Source organism: Polyangium fumosum, assembly GCF_005144585.1.
Classification (GTDB): Bacteria; Myxococcota_A; Polyangia; order Polyangiales; family Polyangiaceae; genus Polyangium; species Polyangium fumosum.
The window spans coordinates 93,477-115,718 of the sequence record NZ_SSMQ01000022.1; the positions used below are offsets into that span (position 1 = coordinate 93,477).

General features: G+C 68.4%; 20 protein-coding genes. 9 read left to right on the forward strand and 11 right to left on the reverse strand.

The window, feature by feature from the left end:
* Nucleotides 1-49: 49 nt before the first annotated feature.
* Nucleotides 50-1,168 carry an AraC family transcriptional regulator gene (locus E8A74_RS21770; protein WP_136930974.1) on the reverse strand — a complete coding sequence of 373 codons (1,119 nt, stop codon included), beginning with the start codon at nt 1,166-1,168 and terminating at the stop codon, nt 50-52.
* Nucleotides 1,169-1,408: 240 nt separating this feature from the next.
* On the opposite strand from E8A74_RS21770, the gene E8A74_RS21775 reads away from it, so the two are divergent.
* A complete protein-coding gene (locus E8A74_RS21775) occupies nt 1,409-1,759 on the forward strand; it encodes a hypothetical protein (RefSeq protein ID WP_136930975.1) in 351 nt (116 codons plus the stop codon).
* Between the two features lie 59 nt (nt 1,760-1,818).
* Here E8A74_RS21775 and E8A74_RS21780 read toward each other — a convergent pair whose 3' ends face one another.
* The 4 genes from E8A74_RS21780 to E8A74_RS21795 form a co-directional block, all read right to left on the reverse strand.
* Nucleotides 1,819-2,484 carry a hypothetical protein gene (locus tag E8A74_RS21780; protein ID WP_136930976.1) on the reverse strand — a complete coding sequence of 222 codons (666 nt, stop codon included), beginning with the start codon at nt 2,482-2,484 and terminating at the stop codon, nt 1,819-1,821.
* A 157-nt stretch (nt 2,485-2,641) separates the two neighbouring features.
* The gene (locus tag E8A74_RS54030; RefSeq protein WP_211365419.1) at nt 2,642-3,559 is read right to left on the reverse strand and encodes a hypothetical protein; all 918 of its coding nucleotides are present in this window, start codon (nt 3,557-3,559) and stop codon (nt 2,642-2,644) included.
* A 44-nt stretch (nt 3,560-3,603) separates the two neighbouring features.
* The gene (locus tag E8A74_RS21790; protein WP_136930977.1) at nt 3,604-4,911 is read right to left on the reverse strand and encodes a serine hydrolase domain-containing protein; all 1,308 of its coding nucleotides are present in this window, start codon (nt 4,909-4,911) and stop codon (nt 3,604-3,606) included.
* A gap of 204 nt (nt 4,912-5,115) precedes the next feature.
* The gene (locus tag E8A74_RS21795; RefSeq protein ID WP_136930978.1) at nt 5,116-5,358 is read right to left on the reverse strand and encodes a hypothetical protein; all 243 of its coding nucleotides are present in this window, start codon (nt 5,356-5,358) and stop codon (nt 5,116-5,118) included.
* A gap of 213 nt (nt 5,359-5,571) precedes the next feature.
* Here E8A74_RS21795 and E8A74_RS21800 point away from each other — a divergent pair, with 213 nt between their 5' ends.
* Nucleotides 5,572-5,979 carry a DUF2795 domain-containing protein gene (locus E8A74_RS21800; protein ID WP_170229279.1) on the forward strand — a complete coding sequence of 136 codons (408 nt, stop codon included), beginning with the start codon at nt 5,572-5,574 and terminating at the stop codon, nt 5,977-5,979.
* A gap of 42 nt (nt 5,980-6,021) precedes the next feature.
* On the opposite strand, the gene glmS is transcribed toward E8A74_RS21800, so the two are convergent.
* Together glmS and E8A74_RS21810 are read right to left on the reverse strand one after the other, a co-directional pair.
* Entirely contained in the window at nt 6,022-7,854 is a 1,833-nt protein-coding gene (gene glmS / locus E8A74_RS21805; RefSeq protein WP_136930980.1) for a glutamine--fructose-6-phosphate transaminase (isomerizing), read from the reverse strand.
* Between the two features lie 104 nt (nt 7,855-7,958).
* Nucleotides 7,959-9,125, reverse strand: a complete 1,167-nt coding sequence (locus E8A74_RS21810) for an MFS transporter (RefSeq protein WP_170229280.1) — start codon at nt 9,123-9,125, stop codon at nt 7,959-7,961.
* 162 nt (nt 9,126-9,287) lie between these two features.
* On the opposite strand from E8A74_RS21810, the gene E8A74_RS21815 reads away from it, so the two are divergent.
* The 3 genes from E8A74_RS21815 to E8A74_RS21825 all read left to right on the forward strand — a co-directional run bounded on the left by E8A74_RS21815 (nt 9,288) and on the right by E8A74_RS21825 (nt 13,115).
* On the forward strand, nt 9,288-9,635 hold the full coding sequence (locus E8A74_RS21815; RefSeq protein ID WP_136930982.1) for a hypothetical protein: 348 nt from the start codon (nt 9,288-9,290) through the stop codon (nt 9,633-9,635).
* 73 nt (nt 9,636-9,708) lie between these two features.
* Nucleotides 9,709-10,845, forward strand: coding sequence for an NHL repeat-containing protein (locus tag E8A74_RS52525; RefSeq protein WP_170229281.1), 1,137 nt, complete (start codon nt 9,709-9,711; stop codon nt 10,843-10,845).
* A gap of 170 nt (nt 10,846-11,015) precedes the next feature.
* On the forward strand, nt 11,016-13,115 hold the full coding sequence (locus tag E8A74_RS21825) for an esterase/lipase family protein (RefSeq protein ID WP_136930983.1): 2,100 nt from the start codon (nt 11,016-11,018) through the stop codon (nt 13,113-13,115).
* Between the two features lie 15 nt (nt 13,116-13,130).
* Here E8A74_RS21825 and E8A74_RS21830 read toward each other — a convergent pair whose 3' ends face one another.
* The 4 genes from E8A74_RS21830 to E8A74_RS21845 form a co-directional block, all read right to left on the reverse strand.
* Nucleotides 13,131-14,198: a hypothetical protein gene (locus E8A74_RS21830; RefSeq protein WP_136930984.1), complete on the reverse strand. Its 1,068-nt coding sequence runs from the start codon at nt 14,196-14,198 to the stop codon at nt 13,131-13,133.
* Nucleotides 14,199-14,204: 6 nt separating this feature from the next.
* Nucleotides 14,205-14,867: a hypothetical protein gene (locus tag E8A74_RS21835; RefSeq protein WP_136930985.1), complete on the reverse strand. Its 663-nt coding sequence runs from the start codon at nt 14,865-14,867 to the stop codon at nt 14,205-14,207.
* 106 nt (nt 14,868-14,973) lie between these two features.
* Entirely contained in the window at nt 14,974-16,098 is a 1,125-nt protein-coding gene (locus E8A74_RS21840) for a hypothetical protein (RefSeq protein ID WP_136930986.1), read from the reverse strand.
* 25 nt (nt 16,099-16,123) lie between these two features.
* Nucleotides 16,124-16,840, reverse strand: coding sequence for a hypothetical protein (locus E8A74_RS21845; RefSeq protein WP_136930987.1), 717 nt, complete (start codon nt 16,838-16,840; stop codon nt 16,124-16,126).
* A gap of 375 nt (nt 16,841-17,215) precedes the next feature.
* Between E8A74_RS21845 and E8A74_RS21850 the strand changes: the two genes are divergently transcribed.
* The 4 genes from E8A74_RS21850 (at nt 17,216) to E8A74_RS21865 (ending at nt 22,242) form a co-directional block, all read left to right on the forward strand.
* Nucleotides 17,216-17,950 (forward strand): hypothetical protein, encoded by a 735-nt coding sequence (locus tag E8A74_RS21850; protein ID WP_136930988.1) that lies wholly within the window; start codon nt 17,216-17,218, stop codon nt 17,948-17,950.
* Nucleotides 17,951-18,053: 103 nt separating this feature from the next.
* Entirely contained in the window at nt 18,054-18,449 is a 396-nt protein-coding gene (locus tag E8A74_RS21855) for an MAPEG family protein (RefSeq protein ID WP_136930989.1), read from the forward strand.
* A 42-nt stretch (nt 18,450-18,491) separates the two neighbouring features.
* Nucleotides 18,492-20,333: a serine/threonine-protein kinase gene (locus E8A74_RS21860; RefSeq protein ID WP_136930990.1), complete on the forward strand. Its 1,842-nt coding sequence runs from the start codon at nt 18,492-18,494 to the stop codon at nt 20,331-20,333.
* Nucleotides 20,334-20,415: 82 nt separating this feature from the next.
* Nucleotides 20,416-22,242 carry a putative bifunctional diguanylate cyclase/phosphodiesterase gene (locus tag E8A74_RS21865; protein ID WP_232379691.1) on the forward strand — a complete coding sequence of 609 codons (1,827 nt, stop codon included), beginning with the start codon at nt 20,416-20,418 and terminating at the stop codon, nt 22,240-22,242.

Genomic DNA, 22,242 nt, shown 5'->3' on the forward strand with positions numbered 1-22,242 from the left:
CCTACGTGTTCGCGGGCAAACCTACGGTTCGTCCAGGACCGACGGTCCTTCAGGGGTCCCGCCCGACCTCGTCTCCGTCGCTTTTGCGCAGCTCCTGCGGGGTGCGGCCCGTCCAGCGACGGAAGGCGCGATAGAAGCTGCTCCGCTCCGTGTAGCCGAGGAGGAAGGCGATCTCCTGAATCGAGAGGGATCGATCCTGCAGATAACGGTCGCAGAGGGCGCGGCGTTGCTCGTCGAGCAGATCGTTGAAGACGACGCCCTCGTCCTTGAGGCGGCGTTGCAAGGTGCGCGGGCTCAAGGCGAGGCGCCGGGCGATGTGATCCTGGGACGGGGCGCCGCCGCGCAGCTCCTCGACGAGGAGGCGGCGCACGCGAGCGGCGAGTCCATGGTCGTGCGGGAGGCTCTCGATCTGGCTCCGGGCTTGCTCCTCCAGATAGGCGCGGAGGCGTGGGTTGGCGAGGCGAAGCGGCCGTTCGAGCTCCTCGCGATCGACGATCATCCGTGTCTCGGGCATCTCGAAGCGCACCGGACAGCGGAACGCCTCGTCGTAAGGGCGAAGATCCCGCGGGGCGGCGTGCTGAAACCAGACCTCGCGCGGCCGATAATCCTCGCCGATGTAGATGCTGAAGCTCTTCACCCAGGTCGCCGCGATCGACTCCGCCATCGCGCCGATCCGGCCGATGGATGGATGCAGCACGCGGCGGAGGCGAGCATCGCCGCCCTCCAGGTCGAGGGTGGGAAGCAGCATCTCGTGGATGAGGTGCCGGTAGCGGTCGGCTTGCAGCACGGCGTCGCCGAGCGTGGCGGCGTGCGCCGTCATGTACGTGAGGAGGTTTCCGTGATCGAGCTCGAAGACAGCGCCGAAGGCCAGCCCGAGCGAGCCTCTCGGAAAGCGTGGGGCCGCGATGCGCCACAAGGCCACGTAACGCGCCATGGCGACGCGCTGATCGGGATCCACGAGCTCGATCTCCCCGACGCCCGCCTCGACGAGGAGCGGCCGTGGATCGAGGCCGGCGCCTTCGAGGACGCTCGCCATGTGCCGGAGGGCGCCCGCGTGAACGGTGCTCGTCACCTCCGGCGCGCGGAGCGAACGGACGCCCTCGCGCGGCTCTCGTTGGCTCGGGGCCGCCCCTGCGAGCCCCTCCTCCGCGATCGTGTGCCTGCCCATCGCCTCTGTTCATGACATCGGCGCGACGTGTGGGAGGCGTTGGTTTCTTGCCTTCGTGTCGGCGAACGCAACAACGTTGTCGCGAGCAGACACTGGCGAGAACGCGAAAGGGCGGGCATTCTCGATTTCATCGGTGAGCGCAAAAAGCGCGGGGGCAGCGCCGGATCGGCGGCCCGCGCGGCTGCGTTCGCGATTCATGTCCCACGCGACCGCGTGTCGTGTGACGGAAGGAGAATGGTCATGCTCAAGAAGATCCTCGCTGGTTTTGGTCTCGCGTTGTCGCTCGTCGCGTGCCTGGGCGCGCCGGAGGAGGCGGCAACCCCGGAGGAAGGCGAGACCGGCGTCGCGGAGCAGGCGCTGCGGCCATCCGGCAGCTATCGCACCTACTACAGCGACGCCTCGCATACAGTGGCGATCGGCTGGTACAACATGGAGTGCGATTGGCGCTACGACTCGTCCGACGGTGACTTCAGCAATTACTACAAGGAATACCGCTACGATTGCGCCCCGCCCGCCGATCCCTTCCTGCCGTCGACGAAGTGCTGGAGCTGCACGACGCCGACGTCGTGCTCCCTCCGGGCGTGCCCGTAGAGGCCTGCTTTCGCGCTGCGAGGTCACGAAGCGATCTCGCAGCGCGCCTCCCGCGACGGTCAAAAGCGTTTGCGGAAGCCCAGCTCGGTGGGGGCGTGGATGTAGAGGAGATAGGGGTCGGGACGTTGCCACACCCCCTCCGGGGCCGGGGGCACGTCGTCGGTGTAATAGGCAATGCCCGCGCCGCTGCGCACGAGGAAGTCCGTATCCCGGGCGACCGGAATGGCGACCGAGATGAGCAGCTCGGCGCCCCCACCCCAGCTCGGGGCGTACAGATCGAACGGCGGCACCCAGCAGTGGCCGAGGCCGAGGCCGAGCGTCGCGGCGATGTCCACCCCGCTGCGCGTCGTGATGCCGAGCCCCAGGAGCCCGTAGATCCCGAGCGTGTGTGCCAGGGAGTTCCCGCCTCTGGAAATCCCTTCTTGGGTATTCATGTACCGCAGTCCGACACCCGCGCGAAAGAGGCCGAAGCTGCGCATGTAATCACCCGAGAGCCCAATGAGCAGCGGTTCATGGACGGCGTCGTCATAATCGTACCTTTTGTTAGAACCCCTCACCGCGCCTATGTAAAAGGGCGTCAGGCCAGCGCTCGCCGAGATGACGTGCTTGCGCGGCTCCGCGTCGCGGGCCGGAGCAGGCGGCTCCGCGGCGGACGCATGGAGAGCCATCGAAGTCACGAGGAGCGCGGAAGCGAGGGACGTCGAGAAGCGAAGGGCGATCATCATGCGGACGGGAGCAGCAATGTCGATGCCACACGCTTTTTCGCGGCTATCGCGAAAGGCGCGTGCCTTCGGCGCGGCGCGGCTGCCGGCGGCGCGGGACACATGGATCAGGGATGTTGCCGGCCCGCGACATGTTGCCCGCCGCCACACCTTCGCAGGGCTAAGGGCACGCTGGCGGGACGAACGCAGGGTCGACGAGATCCCCCGCCACGTTGCCCGCGCCGCCGAAGTCCTTCTCGAACTCCCACGGGTTCACGTCGAAGAGCTCCTGCTCGGTCCAGCCGTTCGCGGCATGGATGAATCCCTGCGTCGTGAGGTTCGTGGCGAGCGGCGCGTCTGGCTCGCCGGCATTGACCATCGGCGGCTTCGCGCTCGTCGGCGCGAGGGTGCACGTGTCGAGGCAAGCGAGGAACGGATTGCAGGTGTCTTTCTCGACGTACCCGGCGTGCTTGTCCTTGCTGGAGAACACGACGGGGAACGGCGCGCCGTCCTTCATGGCCGTGGCGCAGGCGGGCAGGTCCCCACAAGCGCCACATTCGGTCGTCTTTTCGCAGAGCGTGGCCTGGTGGCCGACGGCGCGCATCGCGAGGATGCCCGCGGGCGGCGGGACGGACGGGTCGATCGTCACGCCAAAGGCTTCGTTGTCGCCCGCGTGCGCCGTGAGGCCACAATCGCGCTCGTAAAGGTGGTCGTAGACGATGTGGATACGCGTGGCGTCGTCGGGGTGCGGGCGGACGCGGTACACGATGCCGCCCCGGGGGCATCCGTCCTCGGGATCGAGGGAGAGGAACGGGAGGTAACTCTCGGCGAGGGACGCCTCGTACGTGTCGTCGAGGCCGTCGCCGTCCTGATCAACGACGATCATGCCGCCGCCGCTGCCGCTGCCGGCGCCTCCGCCGCCGCCACTCCCGCCGCTCCCGCCCCCGCCCCCGATTCCGCTGCCGCTCCCCGCGCCTGCGCCCGTGAGGATCGGACCCGCGCCGGCGCCGCTGCCGCCGGTGAAGGTATCGACCGGGGGCGAGCTACAGGCAAATGTCCACAGGGCATACGGGATGAGGAAGGAAACGGCAGCATGCATCCCGCCATGATCACGGGGTCATGCGAGCGTGCGGAAGGTGTTCGTCACGCGCCGTCGGTCACGGCTCCGACCACGCCGTCGAAGAATTCCCCGCAGCCCGTCTCGTCGAGGAGCCGATTCCATCCACGCTCGTCGAAAGGCTGGGGCAAGCCGTGGTTCGTGAGCAGGACGGCGATGAGCTGCCGCGAAGGATCGACCCACATGTACGTGCCCGCGCCGCCCGCCTTGCCATACGAGCCCGGGGAGAGGCGCAAGCCCCCGTTCGAGAATCGCGGCGCGAAGAGCTCCCAGCCAAAGCCCTTCGGCGTCGACATCAGGTTCATGAGCGGCGACATGTCCGTCTTCCCGGCGTCGACGAAGGGCGTCTGGTTCGCGACCATTTCGGCGGCGAGCTCCGGCGCGAGGATACGCTTTCCGGCATACGTGCCGCCGCCGAGCACCATCTGGCAAAACGCGGCCACGTCCTTCACCGTGGAGAACGCGCCGTCGCAGCCGCACACGCCGCCGAGCAAAAAGTCGAGGTCGTCCTGCACCGCGCCCCGCACGAGCGTGCTGCGCCGCTCCGTGGGGCCCGTCGCCGCGATGCGCGGCTTTAGCGCAGGCGGCGGATTGTACGTCGTGTCGACCATCCCGAGCGGCCTCCACACGTGATCACGGGCGACCACGTCGAGCGTCGTGCCGGAAGCCACCTCCACGAGCTTGCCGAGCAAGCGATACGTGAGGTCGCTGTATTCGACCTTCGTCCCCGGTGGATATTCGAGCGGTGTCGCCGCCATTTTCCGCCATATCTCGTCCGGCTTGCCGTCGTAGATACGGTTGTCGAGCGGAAGCCCCGACGAATACCGGAGCATGTCCCGCACCGTCACCCGCTCCTTCCCCTCGCCCTTGAACGCCGATAGGTACTTGACAACCGGATCGTCGAGGCGGAGCTTGCCCTGGTCGACGAGCACGAGCGCCGAAATGGCCGTCGACACGACCTTCGTCATTGATTCGAGGTCAAAGAGAGTGTCGAGCGTGACGGGCTCGCCGCCCCCGCGGACTTTCCTGCCGTACGCGTGCTCCGCGACGATCTTGCCATGCCGCGCCACGAGGGCCGCGAATCCCGGGAAGGCCTCGTCGTTCACGCGGCGCTCGAGGCGCGCAAACGCGTCCTGCAGCCGCGCGAAGGACATGCCCACGTTCTCGGGGGCATCCGGCACGAGCGGCCCCGTCGAGGGCGCGGGCGGCCTCGGCGCGACCCTCGCCTCCGCGCCGCCCGACACAGGCGTCGGGCAGCAGGCCGAGGCGAGGAACAAGGCCCCAAACCCCTGGAGGAGTCGGCGGCGATCGATGGGGGACGTGAACTGGCCCATAAGAAGGGAGATTCTTCGTTGGCGGGGGATGGAAGCTTCCTTGCGGGTACACGCGTGGCGTGGGCGCGCAAGCGCAACATTTTGCCGACATTCACACGGGCAGCAAGTTCCTCGTCGGGGGGGTGGGCCATTTTGGGTCCGAGGTTTGGAAGCGGGGCCGGGCGCGCCCGCGCAGGCGCCCGCGCGCCCCTGGGGCAGGGCCCGTCACTTGGTGCCAACGGATTTCGATGGCGTCCAGGCAGGCGGATCACTGGCAGGGAAGGACTCCTCGGACGCCTCGTCCACGAGCTCATCCGCGGCCGTTTTCGGCTCGAGCACCCGGCTCTCCCCTTCCCAGGCGATCGGCGGCCTTCCGTGCTCGGGCTCGTCCGCCGGCGTGCATCCGCTCGGCTTCTCGGGCGGGGCCGTTCGCTCGTTTTGATCCCCAGGGTTCCACGTCTGCGCCATGAGGTTTCCTCCCACAGGTCTCATGCCCGCCTCGCCGCAGACCGCAAGAGGGGCGAAGAACGGGCCGGGTCGACCGCGATGCGGCGCGCCGAGCGCAACCTCAATGGATCACTCGGCCAAACCCTGGACGCAGGTCCCGCCGCGCCCAACGAATGCGGCGAGGCCGAGCCGCGGGGCATCCGGCTGGCCGCACGCCACACGAGGAGGCAGACCATGGCCGAAAAAAACAAGGACGAGAGCAAGGGCACGATGACCGTCCAGGAGGCAGGGCACCTCGGCGGCAAGGAGGTGCAACACCAGCGAGACCTCCGCGATCGGAAGGAGGTCCGCGGACAGGCCTACGACAAGCCGGGGCCGCCCGAGGGGACGGCGTTCGGCATCGGCGCGGTCACGCAGGCGCTGTCCGGCCTGGAGTTCCCCGTGACGAAGCAGGACCTGCTCGCGCGGGCGGGCAACCAGGAGATCGAGTATCGCAAGGGGCAGCCCGTCTCGCTTCGCCAGATCGTCGAGGACCTCGAAGACGAGGAGTTCCCCTCGATGGCGAACATCGTGCAGGCGGTGAGCGCCGCCCTCAAGGAAGAGGGGCTCAGCGGCGGTGAGAAAGACGAGAAGGCGGCTTGAGGCCGTGCGGGGGCACCTCACGACGGAGGTGCCCCCTCGTGTTCATTCGACGGTGACCGTCTTCGCGAGGTTGCGCGGCTGGTCGACGTCGTTGCCCTTCAGGTTCGCCACGAAATACGCAATGAGCTGGAGCGGGAGCACCGTGAGGAGCGGCATCACCTCGTCCGGCGCTTTCGGGATCCACACGATGTGCTGCGCGAGCTCCAGCATCGCCTCGTCGCCCTTCGTGGCAATGGCGATGACCTGACCCTCGCGGGCCCGGACCGCCTGCAGGTTCGAGAGTATCTTGTCGTATTGCGCGTCGCGCGGGCAGACCGCGACGACCGGGAGATGCTCGTCGATCAGCGCGATCGGGCCGTGCTTCATCTCGCCGGCTGCGTAGCCCTCGGCGTGCGCGTAGGAGATCTCTTTCAACTTGAGCGCCCCCTCGAGCGCGATCGGGAAGCCGAGCCCACGGCCGAGGAAGAGCACGTCCTTCGCGTGCACGAGCTTCTTCGCGATGGCATGCACGTAATCGGCGTCGCCGAGGATCTCGCGCTGGTGGCTCGGGATCTCCCATAACGCCTGCAGCACCTGCTGCGCGCGCTCCTGCGGCAGCGTGCTGCGCCGCCGGCCGATGTACACCGCGAGCAAGAGCAGCGCCGCGAGCTGCGTCGTGAAGCATTTCGTCGAGGCCACGCCGATCTCGGGGCCCGCGTGCGTGTAGAGCGCGCCGTCGGACACCCGCGGGATCGCGCTGTCGAGCACGTTCGCCACCGCGAGGACCCGCGCGCCGCCCGCCTTCGCCGCCTTCACGGCCGCGAGCGTATCGGCCGTCTCGCCCGACTGGCTCACCGCGATCACCAGATCGTCCGGATAGAAGAGCGGCTCGCGGTAGCGCACCTCGCTCGCGAGCTCCACGACCGAGGGCACCTTCGCGAGCTGCTCCATCCAGTAACGACCGGCGATCGCCGCATGGTGGCTCGTCCCGCAAGCCACGAAGTACACACGCCGGATCGACTGCGCCACCTCTGGCGTCACGCCCATCTCGGCGGCGTACACGTCGCCCTCGGCGAGGTCGATCCGGCCGCGCAGGGTCGCCTCCACGACCTCCGGCTGCTCGTGGATCTCTTTGCGCATGAAATGTTTGTAGCCGCCGCGCTCGGCCTGCACCGGGCTCCAGTCGATGTGCTTCGCCTTCCGCGTCACGACCTCGCCCGAGACGGTCTCGCAACGCATGCCCGAGGCGCGCAGCTCCGCCACGTCCCCGTCCTCCAGGAAGATCATCGAGCGCGTGTACGCGAGCAGCGCCGGGATGTCGCTGCCGCAGAGCATCTCGCCCTCGCCGATGCCCACGACGAGCGGCGAGCCGTGCCGCGCCACGACCACCACGTCCGGCTCCTCGCGCGACACCACCGCGATCGCGTAGGCGCCCACCACGTGCCGAAGCGCCGCCTGCACCGCGGCAAAGAGCGGCTTTTTCCCGCGCGACAGCTCCCGGTGGATCAGGTGCGCGACGATCTCCGTGTCCGTGTCCGAGAGGAACTTCACCCCGTCGACTTCGAGCTCCTGCCGCACGGCCACGTGGTTCTCGATGATGCCGTTGTGCACGACGGCGACCGAGCCGGCCGAGTGCGGGTGCGCGTTCGCCTCGCTCGGGCGGCCGTGCGTCGCCCAGCGCGTGTGCCCGATGCCCGTCGAGCCCGCGAGGGGCCGCTTCTCCAGCGCTTCCCCAAGCCGCGCGAGCTTGCCCAGCGTCCGCACGATCTCGATGGAATGGCCGTCATGGATGGCGACGCCGGCCGAGTCGTACCCCCGGTACTCGAGCTTCCGCAACCCGTCGACGATGATGGGAGCCGCATGCCGCGTCCCGACGTAACCCACGATCCCGCACATCGGATGCCTCGCTTCGGAGAGCGGCACGCGCGCCGCTGCCGAGGTGTAACCCGAGCCGCGGCGCTGAGCGAAAAAAGTTTGGCGTCGGGAGGCGCCCTGGCAGGTCAGGCGACGGCCTCGTTCTGCCCTGCACGCGTGCGGCGCGCGAAGGCGATCGCGATCCCGCAGGCGATCGCGGACACGAGCGCGGCGCCCCCGAACGCGAGGGCCCCGCCCCCGCGACGATAGACGTGGATCCAGCCGAGCATGCCGGTGACGGAGCCCGCCGAGACCGTGGCTACGAACACGCCCTGCGCCGTCCCGAGCAGGTGCCTCGGCGCACGATCTTTCACGTAAGCGAGGGCTGAGATCCACGCGAGCCCGAAGGCGATCCCGTGGAGCGGCTGGAGCGCGACGAGCGGCAGAAAGCCCGGGACGAACCCGATGAGGGTCCAGCGGAGCGCCGCGACGCCGTACGCGACGGCGAGCAGCACGGGCGCGCGGACGCGGGACGCGAGGGCGCCGGCGTTGGCCATGAGCAGGACCTCGGCGAAGACGCCGACGGCCCAGGTCGCGCCGAGGACACGCGGCGAGGCGCCCCGCGCGAGCAGGTGGAGCGAGAAGCACTGGTCGTAACAGGCGAAGGCGGCCTGGGCGAAGAACGCGGAGGCGAGGAAGAGGCGCACGTCGGCGCTCGCGAGCAGCGCGCGGATCTGCGCGGCCGAGGGCCTCGCGGGGACGGGCACGCGGGAAGGGAGCGCGAAGGTGACGCCGAGCGTGACGAGGAGGAGCGCAGCGATGGCGAGCGGGATTTGCACGGCGGAGGTCGGCTCGAGCCCGCCGGCGAGGACGGCGGCGACGAGAAACCCCATCGAGCCGAAGAGGCGCGTCGCGCCGTAGGGCACGTGCCCCTCGCGGGCCGCTTCGAGGGCCACGACGTCGGCGAGCATGGACATGGGGGAGCGGAAAAACCCGAAGACGACGACCGGCAAGAGCAGCGCGGCGAAGCTCGCGCCCCCGCCGCCCGCGAGCGCCGCGACCCCGGCAAACCCGACGAACGCCCCGGCGCACGCGACGCGCAGGAGGTGACCACGCAGGCCGAGCGCGTCGGCCACGAGCCCGAACACCGGCGGGCCGATCACGCTCATCGCCGGGAACGTGGCCGTGAGCAGGCCAAAGGACAGGCCCTCGATGCCACGCGCCGCGAGCCACGGCGGGAAAAACGGCAAATACACGCCGATCACCGCGAAGCTCGCGAGGTAGTAGAGGCGGAGCGCGACGACGCCGGGCACGAGGGGCCGAACTGTGCGCGACCGATCGGGCCACCGCAACGTGGCGCCGCGCGGCAATGGCCGAGGACGGCCGAGCGCCGGTGTTTCCCGCGATGGGGCCCCGGCGGACCCGGGGTACCGTCATCCGCTCGCCAGCGCCAAGCAGTGGGGAGGAGGAAAGCGATGCACGACCACCCCACGCACGGCAGCCACGACCACCAGCACGGCGAAGGCTGCGGGCATACGGCGATCCGGCACCAGGGGCACACCGATTACCTGCACGACGGGCACCTGCACCACGCGCACGGCGATCACACGGACGAGCACGTCATTTCGGTGGGTCAGGCGAACCGCGACGAATGCACGCCCTCGCACGCCTGCGGTGGGCACGCGCAGGGCCACGCGCACGGCCCTGCGTGCGGCCACGATGGCGTCCCGCACGGGGATCACGTCGATTACCTCGTCGGCGGGCACCTGCATCACCCGCACGGCGGGCATTGCGACGATCACGGCAAGCTCGAGCTCGCCTGATCCGCTCGCGCGACAGTCGGCTTGCGGCCCGACCAGGCCGGCTGGTAGCCTCCCTCGGTTGGAGGTTCTTTTCATGAAATCGAAGGACGATCGGCAATCGATCGAGCGCCCGTTCGGGCGCGTGCTTCTCTCGTGCCTCGGCGTCGCGCTCGCCTCGCTCGCCGTGGCTTGCTCGGACGGCTCGAACAACAACCCGAGCGGCGCGGGCGGTGACGGCGGCGACGGCGGCTCCGGCGCGGCGGGCGGCGCGGGCGGCCAGGGTGGTGAAGGCGGCGACGGCGGCGACGCCCCGATCGTCTACCCCGCGGAGCCCGAAGAGGTCGCGAAGTTCAACCCCGCGCTCGGCGAGCTGCCGGAGGGCCTCGCGATCGACGGGACCACGGCGTACGTGGTTTACTCCGTGGCCCCCAAGGTCGTGAAGGTCGACCTCGAGACCGGCGCCGTGACCGATTACGGCGAGATTCCGGGGCCGATCGGGATCGCGTTCCCGCAGGGCGCCGCCCTCGACGCGCAGAAGAACCTGTACGTCGCGGTGAAGAGCGAAAACCCGGGGATGTTCATGCCGGGCATCTACAAGTTCCCCCCGGGCGGCGGCACGGCCACGCTCTGGAGCTCGCACCCTTCGATGAGCTTTCCGCGGCATATCGCGTTCCATTCCTCGGGATACGGCCTCGTCTCCGTCCCGAACGCGGCGCGGATCTACGTCGTCTCGCCGAGCGGGATCACGGATGATCCGGGCGTCTCGCAGCTCCTCTCGGGCGACCAGACGTCGGCCTGCGCGTATGGCGAGTTCCTTTCGTACGGCGTCACGAGCACGTTTATCTCCGGCAACACGTTCTTCGCGACGAACGCCGACCGCGCGTACATCTTCCAGGGCACGTTCGACGGCCAGACCAGCGAAATTGCGCCGGACATGGTCGCGGGCCCGGACTGCGGGACGCTCGGCGGCGCCGAGAGCATCCTCGAGGATCCGGTGAGCCTCAGCTTGATGCTCGCGGTCCGGCGCACCGACAAGATCATGCGCGTCGAGTTCACCGGCGGGATGCAGGTCCTCGCCGAGACCGCGCTTTACGAGCCCTCGGCCATGGCGATTGGCGAGACGAAGAAGGGCCGCCACCTCTACGTCACGAACTCGGCCCACAACACGTACAACAAGGGCGGCATCCCCGGCCTCGTGCGTATCCCCCTCGACAAGGCCAAGGCCAAGTAAAGCCGCTGCGCACCTCGCCCGGCCCCTTGCTGCGCCGCAGCAATCTCCTCCCTTCTTCCCCATCGTAACCTTGATCTCTCGTCTGCGGCGCTTGTTGCACCGCCGCAGACGACGCTTGCCTTCCTGCCCCCACGCGCCTAGGCTCGATACGATTTCCGTGGAGGTTTGCCATGGCTTTGCGTGAGGTTTCCGTGGGCGTGCTTTTTTTGCTTCTGGCGGCGGCCTGCGGGTCGACCCCGGATCCCGAGGCGACGGGCGGCCAGGGGGGCCAGGGAGCCTCGGGCGGAAATGGGCCGGGCGGCGCGGGCGGGCAAGGCGGCGCGGGCGGGCAAGGCGGCAGCGTGCCTTATCCGCCCGCGGACGCGTTCGATCCGGCGTACGACGCCTATTTCGATCCGCCCGCGGCCGGCGAATACGTCGACGATTACCGCGTCGTCGGCGAGATCAAGCCGCCGTCCTGGTCCTGGGGCAAGATCGAGCTCGTCGAGGGCCTCCAGCGCTACCGCACGGAGGGCTACAACGTCCGCACGCAGAAGCTCCGCTGGGAGGACACGTTCGAGGACGACACGTACAAGCTGAAGACGTATTTCGGCGCGCTCAACCAGCAGCTCGTCGACGGCTTCAACATCCATTACAAGGACGCGTGTGCCGGCGAAGCGGGCAAATCGGGCGCGCCGGCCTGCGGCAAGAAGGGGCCGATGCGCCCCGAGGCGCGGTTCGTCCTCTTGCACCACGGCCCGAAGACGGCGTCGCTCTCGTGTGACAAGACGAAGACGCCCGTCTTGCTCGTGCACGGCGCGATGCAAAACGGCAACGTCTGGCTGCTGCCCGGCGGCGACGACGGCGCGGGCAACGCGTACCCGGGCACGGCGCAGAAGACGGGCTTCGTGCAATGGCTGGAGGAGCGCGGGCATTGCACGTACGCGCTCACGTTCGGCACGTTCCACGGCGACAACTTCAACCAGGCGACGAACCTGGCGAACGTGATCCGCCGCGTCTCCGCGCTCGTGGGCCAGCCCAAGGTCGACGTCGTGGCCTGGAGCAAGGGCGTCCTCGCGGCGGACGTCTACCTCTCGAACGTTTCGAGCTGGAAGGATTGGGGATCCAAGCATTTCGAGCGCGTCGCCGCGGACTCCGCGAAGAACGTGCCCGCCTTCCGCAAGGACGTGCGCACGTACGTGGCGCTCTCGGGTCCGCACCTCGGCATCGACCTGAACTTCCGGCACCCGTACAACAACCTCATCATCTACAGCACGCCCGACGCGGCGCCGATCGGGCAGGGCCCGGTGACCTGGGGCTGGATGAGCGCGGTGCAATGCGTGACGTTCGGGTATGCCTCCGGGCCGAACTCGATCTTCCCGAACCCGTACGCCTACTCGGCCTGCGAGAACCGCGGCGCGACGTGGCCCGATTTCTTCAACCGTATCTACACCTCGAACATCACGGGCCTCGACGCGGAGGGCAAGCCCGTCTCCCAGGCGAGCCTGGAGGCGCTCAACGTGGGGGACGGCGCGAACGCGGCAACGTTCGATTTCGATCAGTACAACCACGCGATGTGGGGCTCGATCGACGAGTCCGGGACGCACGTCTCCGCCTACCTCGGGCAGCTCCAGACGGCCTACGACCTGCGCTCGTTTTATCCCCTGCCAAACCGGCAGGACGATCCGGCCTCGTACGATTGGTCCGAGCTCGACACGGACGAAACGAAGTGGCGCGACTGGGTGAGCATCTACAAGCTCGGCTACAACCCGGCCGGGCTTCCTGGAACCGGCGGATGGGTCGACGACGACGACGCGCACATCACCTGCCGCGCCGCCTCCTACGATCCGCAAACCTCGCCCTGCAAGGCGAAGCACGTCTCGTACGACACGGAGCATGCCGAGGACTACTCGTTCGGATACGCGACGTACACGCTCATGGACGGCATCGGCATCGCGGCCGTCATGGAAATGGGCGGCAACTTCATCGAGCGATTGAAGGGCCACGGGCTGAGCCCCGACCTCGAATCCCTCTACGTGGTGCACGGCCAGAAGCCCGGCGCGCCCGGCACGATCTTCGAGATCGACGGGATGGAGTGCCCGACCTGTGATCCGAAGGGCGACGGCGTGCTCTTCGACGTCAGCATCGCCGCGCGGGATCAGCTCACGCAGGGCTGGCCGGCGGACGCGAAGGCGTCACGATCGAAGCAAGAAGGGGTCGCGTTCGGCCACCTCGAGGTCGGCGTCGCGCCGGCCGTTTGGGAGAAGATCGGCGCGGCGTTCGGGCCGTGAGAGGGCGCCCTGCGGTCACTCGGCCGCTGGGGTGTTGCAACAGAACACCGCCGGCTCGATCGCCTTGATCTCTCCAGTCACAGCGCCGCCCGAGGCGACACACGTCCCCGGCTCGTTCTGGAGCCAGAACGCGCTGACACCTTGGATGTTGGTCGGCATGCTCGGATCTCCGCAGTAACCCAGCCCGTCCACGGGCCACGCGAGCATCGTCGCATCCGAACAATCCGCCTGCTGATGCAGGTTCATGACCGACACGCACACCGCATCCCCTGCCGGCGCGCATTCACACGGCGTGCACCCTCGCCCCTCGTCGACATCCGCGTAAAACACGAACGACTCCGGGAAATCCGCGGGGCATGCCGCCCCCTCCGGAGATGTTCCCTCGAGCCGTAGGCACGAGCGAAACCCGGACGGCAGTTCTTCGTCGCGAAGGCCGCAGGGCTGACCCGGCGGACACGTCGCGTCGTCCTCATGGCGGCACGCCCGCGCCGTCGTCTCCCACATCGACGACGAGCCGAAATGCGGCGGTGGGGGCAGCGGATCCTCCGCGACGGCGCATCCGCCCACCTCGGTCGGCTCGAACGAGTAGGAACCAAGCGCGGGGATCGGAAGCGATGGAGCCGCTTGACAGGCGCCGTCCCATGCCGGGGGAGGAATCGCCGCGCCGACGACGGCTCCACCACAAGCGTCGTTGTCGAACGCAAGGACGGGACCGAACGCGCAGGCCGGCTCCGTGCACCGGCACTCCGGGCACGCGTGTGGTGCCAGGATGCCCGCGCCGCCGTTGAAGTCCGCCTTGGGCATGCTCTTCGGACACGCAGGCAACGCGCGCTCCTCGCCGATCCAGAGCGCCACCGGGACCGCTTTGACACCCAGGACCACATCGGCGCACGCCGCGCCGCAGGCCATGGGCTTCTTCTCGTCGTTCTCGTGACAGGGGTCGGGATTACCGTCCTTGTCCTTGTGGTCATAATCCGGGTCCTTGCACGTATAGATGACCACGGGCTCATGGGGACCTTCACAACCGGACCCTGCGAGCGCCAAAAACAAACAAAAGAGCGTCTGATACGAGTGGTTCATCATCGATTCTCACTTCGACTGCGGCGTCGGTTTGTCTCGTTTCCAAAAATCCAACGTCAGCTCCACGGACAGGGTGGCGAAGAGCGGGAACGACCGCCATTCCGGGTCTCTGCGCTTGTTCACGATGAGCCGCGTCGGCCAATCATAAACGTCCAAGGTGAGGATGGGTCGGAGCGAGAGACGGTCGGCCAGCGTGATCAGCATGTCGACACCGGCGTTCAATGACCCGCTGGTTCTCCACCCATGTTCCCACGTCGCACCGGGTGTTCGAGGAAAGTAGGCGCCTCCAGGCATCCGCCACCCACCACAAAACCCGAATGGCTCGATGCGCCGGATACAGACGCCGACGGTACCGTTGGCGTAGGCGCCCTCGACCTCGGCACCGTAGAGCGTCGCAGGCGTGACGGTCCGGAGGTAGGTAAAGGTCAATGTGAGACCGCCGCCCCACCCATCGTCCCCGAAGGTGCGCAGCATGAGCGTCGCGGTCCCCCCGACACTGAGCACGTTGGGCAGGTACCCGCCGAGTTGAAGGGCTGGTCCGGCTCCGATGGACCACGCAGCATCGAGACGCGACCGGCGCTCTCCAGGAGAGGCAGAAACCCCAGGTGCTGCCCGCGCCAAACCGGGAACCACCAGGAGCGATGCGCCCACGAGCACGCCGACGCGCAGCATGATCTCCGGCTACACCAAGTTTGTCCGCGGGTCAAGGCGGCGTCGAGACGGTTCCCGGCCTGTCGCGGGAAACCGGCCCGACCCAACCTCGTGTCCCGAGCGGTCCTCAGCTCGACGGCTCGCCGCCCTTTCGCTGCGCTGCCAGCTTGTCCCGGAGCTCGACAAAGGACTCGATCATATCTCGGTAATACTTCGGGGTCAGGCCCGCCTGCATGGGAACCTCGCCTCGCGCCTGCGCCTCGCTCCGGCGCTGGAGCTCTGCTTCGAGCCCCCGTTCAAGCTCCCCGATGAGGGGTTCGAGCACGGAGAGGCCCTCGTCGGGCTTGTGGGTGCGCAAGCACGCGTCCGCGTATGTCTCTGCCTCCTGGCATTGTTCCCAGAGATCCGAGAAGCCCAGGCGGACCACCTCGTTCCAGGCCTCGCGGCAGACCTCGAAGGGTTGTTCGAGCATCGTTGCTGCCCTGAGCACATCGCGGGCGATGCGTCCCTTCACGCTGAGCACGAGGTCCGGGGTGGCTTCGTCCTCGCCGGCGCGCGCCGTGAAGTCCGCCTCGACCCGCCTGTAATCGGCGGCGACGTCGGCGAAGCTCCGCTCCCGCGTCCTCGCAAAGGTCTTGTAGACGGCGAGGCACGCTTTGGAGAACTCGTCCCAGAGCGCAGCACTCTTCTCCTCTTCCGGGGTGGGAGGGTGCGCCTCGTCGAGCCGCCGGGTGCTTCGCTCTGGGCCGAGCTGTCCCCTCTGCTGCGCCAGGAGCGCGCCCTGGAGGTCGTGCAGTCTTCCCAGCTCCTGTTCGTAAAAGCCCGTGGATTTCTGCGCCGCCTTGGCCTCCTCGAGCCCACGCTCGAGCTCGGCGATGAGGGGTTCGAGCACGGCGAGGCCCTCCTCGGGCTTCTCGTCGTACGCGCAGCAATCCGCGTAAAATCCGCTCATCAGGCATTCTCGGAAGGTGTTCGAGAAGCCGAGGCGAACAAGCTCGTTCCAGACCTCCCGGCAGACCTCGAAGGGTGGATGCTTGGAGTGTGCCGTCGAGAGAATGTCTTCGGCGATGCGGCGCTTCGTCTCGAGCACGCCGAATTCATGGTCGCCCATTCGTGCCACATATTCAGCCTCCAGCCTGCGGTAGTCTTCGGCGACATCGACGAAGTCACGCTCGAACGATTTGGCCAAAATGGCCTCGCTCGCATTCGCAAACTCTTGGCCGAGTTGCTCGAGTTCTTCTTCCGTGATCATGCCACCTACTCCAGATGGTCTCCTGTTATTTGCAGGATGCCCACGTACCGTCCGTGAATTCGACGCCGTCCTGCCATTCCTTGTGCGCCTTGCACAGCTCCCAGCACATCTTGCATCTCTTCGAGTTCCATGTGCTGCCCCGTTTGCTCTGCAGAGGCGACATGAGGCAATTGTTTAAACCACTTTGACATTCCTCCTCCCATTTTTCCCGCTCTCGAAACGTCTTCACAATATCCGCCTTGCTGAGCTCCAGCGAAGCGGCGCACACGATGAGGACGCCGGGGCCCACTTCGATGACGAGGTCGGCGAGGGCGACCGCCACGACCACGAGCAACCCGGGGTTCCCGACGAGCCCACGCTCGGCCGTTGTCTGCCCGTTCGCAGGAGCGGGCGACGCGGACAGGCGCAGCTTGCGCAGCCCGAGCAGCTCCTCCGGGACGGTCATGCCTCGCAGCGCGATCCGCATACATACCGCGAGTTCCGTATGGGGTACGCCTTTGCTCTCCACATCCACGACGTGGCCGTCCTCGTCGACCTTCACCCTGGCATCAAACGTGTAATATCCGCTCCCGAGCTCACCGCCGAGCTCATCGACGCACGCGCGCAGGCGCTCCGCGGTGGCGTCGGGGACGCGCGGGCGGTCGTCCTGCTGCGCCAGTTGTCGGACCGTGGCCCCGCAGCCGAGCGGCACGAGCGCCATCGTCGCGCAGCCGAGGAGCCCGAGGGAGAGGAGGGATCGCATGCGCTGGAACGGCATGACCGAGATGCGACCAGAGTTCTCGAGTTCCGTCAATTCGGCACGTAAGCGCCGTCACCATGCACCACGTGGTCGACGCTCGAACCCCTCGCCATCGTCCTCGCCCATGACCCCAAGGCCCCCCAAACCCCCCGTACGTCTCCTCCCCGATGACCCGCATGCCCCCCAAACCCCTCGCGCCCCTCATGCCGGAGGACCCGCGTGGCCCCTTCACCTGCCGTTGCCCTCCTCTCCGATGACCCCCACGCGGTCCCAATCCCCCGAGCGCGTCCTCGCCTTCGAACCTCGTCCCCCCTCCCGATGTCGTCTCACTCGTCTCCCTTGACGGCCGTGACCTCCCAACCCTATCCTGACCACCTCGTGCGAAACCTGACCCTCGGCGACCTCGATCTCGGCATGCGTGATCTCCTCACCGACCGCAAGCCCAACCTCGTGCTGCTCGTTTGCAGCCAGGTCTACCTCCCCCAGCTCCAGGCGCAGTATGCGACCATCGAGGCCCTCGCGCCGGCCCTCGTGGGCCGCGCGTTCGCCGACGAGCTCGCCGAGGCCGATTTCCTTCACGACAGCTTCGGCGGCGGCCTCTGGGATTATACGGAGGCCCTCCTTCATGCGCCCGATGTCTCCGAGGTGACCCGCTCCATCGTAAGACGTGTCCGCGAGGCATTGCTGCCGAAGCGCAGCCTCCTCGCCGATTCGTATGCCGAAGAGGCCGCCGCGGCGAAAAAAAACCGATTCAAGCTCGCCGAGCTCGAGGCCGATCTGAAGTCGCTGCCGCTGCCGGATGGCAAGACGCTCCATCATTGGGCCATGGGCTTCGTCGACGCGGGCGATACGCTCGGAAAACTCCTCTCCGCGCGTGCCTCTGTCGAGGCGGACGCCCAGAACGACGGAAAGAACAACCAGATTCGCAAATCGACGATCAAGCTCCTCCACCGATTCCGCGAGGCTACGCGTGACGAAATCGAGCTCCACGCGAGCCTGCCACGCGATCTCGAGAGCCGGGTGTTCGGGCTCTTCGATGAGCTCTCCGCGCGGCGCAGCAAAAGGAAGACGGGCGGGGAGGAGCCCCCGAAGGGACAAGGCGGGACGGGCTGACGCGACGAGGCGAACGCGCGGGCCGCGTGGGGCTTCCCCCGGGGTCCGCGCCGCGGTAGAACGGGCCTCCGGCCGAACGAGCGCCGGGGAGCCTGTACGTCTCATGTCCAAAGATCTCGCCCTGCCCGCATTGACGACGATCGCCGCGCTCGTGGCGTATTTCGTGTTCATGCTCAACGTCGGCCGCGCCCGCAAGAAATTCAACGTTCCGGCGCCCCAGACCTCCGGGAGCCCCGATTTCGAGCGCGTCCTGCGGGTGCAGCAGAACACGGTCGAACAGATCACTCCGTTCTTCGCGGCCCTGTGGATCTGCGCCTTGTTCACGAGCGCGAAGCTCGCCGCGGGGCTCGGCGCCGTCTGGGTCCTCGGCCGGATCCTCTACGCGTGGGGCTACTACCAAGCCGCGGAGAAACGTGGGCCTGGTTTCGGGATCGCGATGCTCGGTTACATGGGCCTGCTCATCGGATCGATCTACGGCGTGATCACCCACCTGCTGTGATAGGCTCCGGGGCCACCGCGTCGAGGAGGGCCGGAACGTTCGATGTTGCTTGCGCCGGGGACCGTGATCGCGGGTCGATACCGCATGGAGCGGCCGCTCGCGTCCGGGGGCATGGGCTCGGTGTGGGTCGGGCGGCACGTCACGCTCCAGACCGACGTCGCGATCAAGTTCATCTCGAACGAGTCGGCCGCGTCCCAGGCCGCGCGCGCACGCTTCGAGCGTGAGGCCCGCTCGGCGGCGCACCTCCGCCACCCGAACGTCGTCGCGGTCCAGGACTACGGCATCGAGGACGAGACGCCCTACCTCGTGATGGAGCTCCTGCGCGGCGAGAGCCTGGAGGAGCGCATCCTCGCGCGGGGCCGGCTCTCGCTCGAAGCGCTCGCGCCGATCGTGCAGCAGATGAGCCGGGGCCTGCGCAAGGCGCACGAGGCCGGCGTCGTCCACCGCGATCTCAAGCCCGGCAACGTCTTCCTCGCACGGGACGACGACGACGAGGTCGAGGTCGTGAAGATCCTCGACTTCGGTATCGCCAAGGAGACGGACATGTCCCTCGGCGAAGCCACGAAGACGAGCGAGCTCATGGGCTCGCCGCATTACATGAGCCCCGAGCAGCTCCGCAGCTCGAAGAAGACCGACGTGCGCAGCGATCTCTGGTCCGTCGGCGTCGTGCTCTACCGCGCGCTCACGGGCAAGATCCCCTTCCCCGGCGACACGCTCGCCGAGGTGATGGTGCAGGTCTTCTCCGCGCGCGTGCCGCCAGCGACGACGCTCGTGCCGGAGCTGCCGCCCGCGATCGACGCGTTCTTCCAGCGGGCGCTCGCGCGGAACCCGGACGATCGGTTCCAGTCGATGCGCGAGCTCGCGGAGGCGTTCCAGTCGGTCGCGAGCGGCCGCGGCATGCCGGCAGCGCCCGCGGCCCCGAGCCCGGCGGACGCCCCGCGTGGCTCGCTCCCGAGCCTCAGCGCGGTCGCGACGCCGCTGCCCGTCGCGCCGCCGATGGGCGGTGTGCCTGCGGCGCCGTCGTCCTCGCCGGGCATGTTGGCGCCGCCGTTCGTGCCTCCCGCGCCGCCTTCCTCGCGAGGTTTGTCGGCGCCGCAAGCCTTCGGCCCCACGACGACGCCGCCCGCGGTCGCGCCGCCCCTCACGCCGCCCGTGTCCACGGTGGGTCCGGATGCACCTCCGCCGCTCGTGCCGGGGGGCCCCACCGCGCCGCCCGTCTCCGTCCCGACGTTTCCGCCCGCGGACGCCTCGGCCGCGCCGCTCGGCGCCCCGTCCCCGCAGCCGCCCGCGGCCACGCCCTTCCCGGCGCCGCCGGGTGTCGCCGCGCCGGAGCACGAGGCCCCGGACCCGCTCGACCCGCGTGCGTCCCGACGAACCCGGCAGGTGCAGGCGGCGGTGATCGGCGTGATCGGCGTGGGACTCCTGCTCGCGATCGTCCTCATCGCGTCGCGCCGATCGCCCGATCCCGACGTCGCGACGACTCCGCCCGAGACGACATCGTCCGATTCGATGGGCGTGGCCACGGCGGCGGGGACGGCGCTCACGCCGGACGAGATGGCAGCGGCAGTCCCGGACGAAACACCGATCGAAATCCTCGCGGACGAGGCGATCCCTGCGCCGAGCGCCACCCAAACGTCGCGCCCCGCGGGCTGGACCTGGAAGCCGATCCCGAAGGGCCACGGGCGACTCCTGATCCGCGCCAAGGGAGGCGCCTGCAAGGTCACCGTCAATGGCGTGTACTACGGTGTGACGCCGATCGACGTGGTGGTGGAGGCAGGAAAGCAACGCGTTTTTTGCCGCATGCCGACGGGCTCCACGCGATCCAAGGAGCTACGCGCGCCCGAGTTCAAGGTGACCAAGGTCGAGTTCGAAGTGAAGCAATGACGTCGGCCCCGGGCGGCCGGCCACGCTCGGAATTTGCGGGCGACGAGACGCTAGGCTTTCGCTATAGGTAGTATTGGCCAACGTGACGAGCTCAGATACGAAAAACGATCTGCCCGAGGAGATCGAGGCAGACCTCGAAGAGGACGACGAGGAGGAGCGCCGCGACACGCGCGAGTGGCGCACCCGCTCGTGGCTGCCGAAGGCGCCGCTCTTCGGGCTCGACGCGAGCCTGTCGGAGCTCGGCGTGGCGATCCTGGAAGCCGACGCCGAAGGCCGCATCGTGCGCATGAACGCGACCGCGGAGCGGCTGACGGGCGAGAGCTTCGAAGACAAGCGCGGCGCGCCGCTCGACGAGGTCTTCCGCGTGAGGCCCGTCTCGCCCCCCACGCCGTTCCCCTCCGAGGGCCCGACGAGCGGCCAGCTCCCTGCGGGCCTGCACGGGCACACGGCCCTCCTGGAGCGGAAAGACGGGCAGATCGTGGCGATTCGCCACGCCACGGGCATCGCTGGCACGGCCGAGAGCACGCCCGAGCGCGCGGGCAAACTCGTGGTGTTCCGCGACGCGAACGTCGAGCAGCTCCTCTCGCTCCAGATCGCGCGGCAAGCGCGCTACGACGCGCTGACGGGCCTCTTGAACCGGCACGCCTTCGCGGAGCGCATCGAGCACGCGCTCGCGCAGAGCCGGGAGCGCGGGGTGCGGCACGCGATCGTGTACTTCGACCTCGACCGGTTCCGGCTGGTCAACACGACGTGCGGCCACGACGCGGGCGACGACCTGCTCCAGTGGGTGGCGACGCGCCTGCACGAGATCATGGGGCCGCAGGACGCGGCGGGCCGGATCGGCGGCGACGAGTTCGTCGTGCTGCTCCACGGCCGCGACACGCTCGAAGCCGAGCAGGTCGTGCGCAAGCTCCAGCGGACGCTGCACGAGTTCCGCTTCGGCTGGCAGAAGAAGACGTTCCCGGTCGAGGCGAGCATGGGCCTCGTGCCGTTCGGCGCCGAGTTCCACCGCGCGGCGGAGGTGCTCGGCGCAGCGGATCAGGCTTGCCGGCTGGCGAAGGACAGCGGTCGCGGGCGCCTGCAGATCTACATGAACGACGACCAGGACATGGCGCGGAGCCGGCGCGCCATGCAGTGGGTCGCGAGCATCCAGCGGCACCTCGCGGACGGCCGCCTGCGCCTCTTCGCGCAGGAGATCCACGCGCTGCCGCCGACGAAGCGGCGGGGCCTGCATTTCGAGGTCCTCGTGCGCGTGGTCGGCGACGAGGGCCAGCTCGAGTCGCCGGTCGGGATCATCCAGGCGGCCGAGGACAGCCGCATGATGGACGAGATCGACCGGTACGTCGTGCAGAGGACGCTGGCGACGCTCGGGGCGCTGCCGAAGGAGCACCTGAAGAACCTGCACACGTGCGCGATCAACCTCTCGGCGCTCTCGCTCCTGCGCGAGGGGCTGCTCGATTTCCTCGTCGAGCAGCTCGGCAAGTACAAGGTGCCGGCGACGAAGATTTGCTTCGAGATCACGGAGACGGCGGCGTTCGCGAACCTGCAGGAAGTGCTCTGGATGATGCAGGAGCTCGGGGCGATGGGCTGCCGCTTCGCGATCGACGATTTCGGCAGCGGGCACGCATCCTACGGGTACCTGGAGAGCCTGCCGGTCGATTACGTGAAGATCGACGGCATGTTCGTGCGGAGCATGCTGGACAGCCCGCTCCACCGGGCGATCGTGGAGAGCGTGCAGCGCATCGGCGGGATGCTGGGGATCGAGACGGTGGCCGAATCGGTCGAGACGCAGCCGATGGCGGACATGCTCTCGAACATGGGCATTCATTATGCCCAGGGCTGGCTCTACGGAAAACCGAAGCCCATCAGCGACGTGCTGGCCACGCTGGTGCTGCCGGGCGGGAAGTGA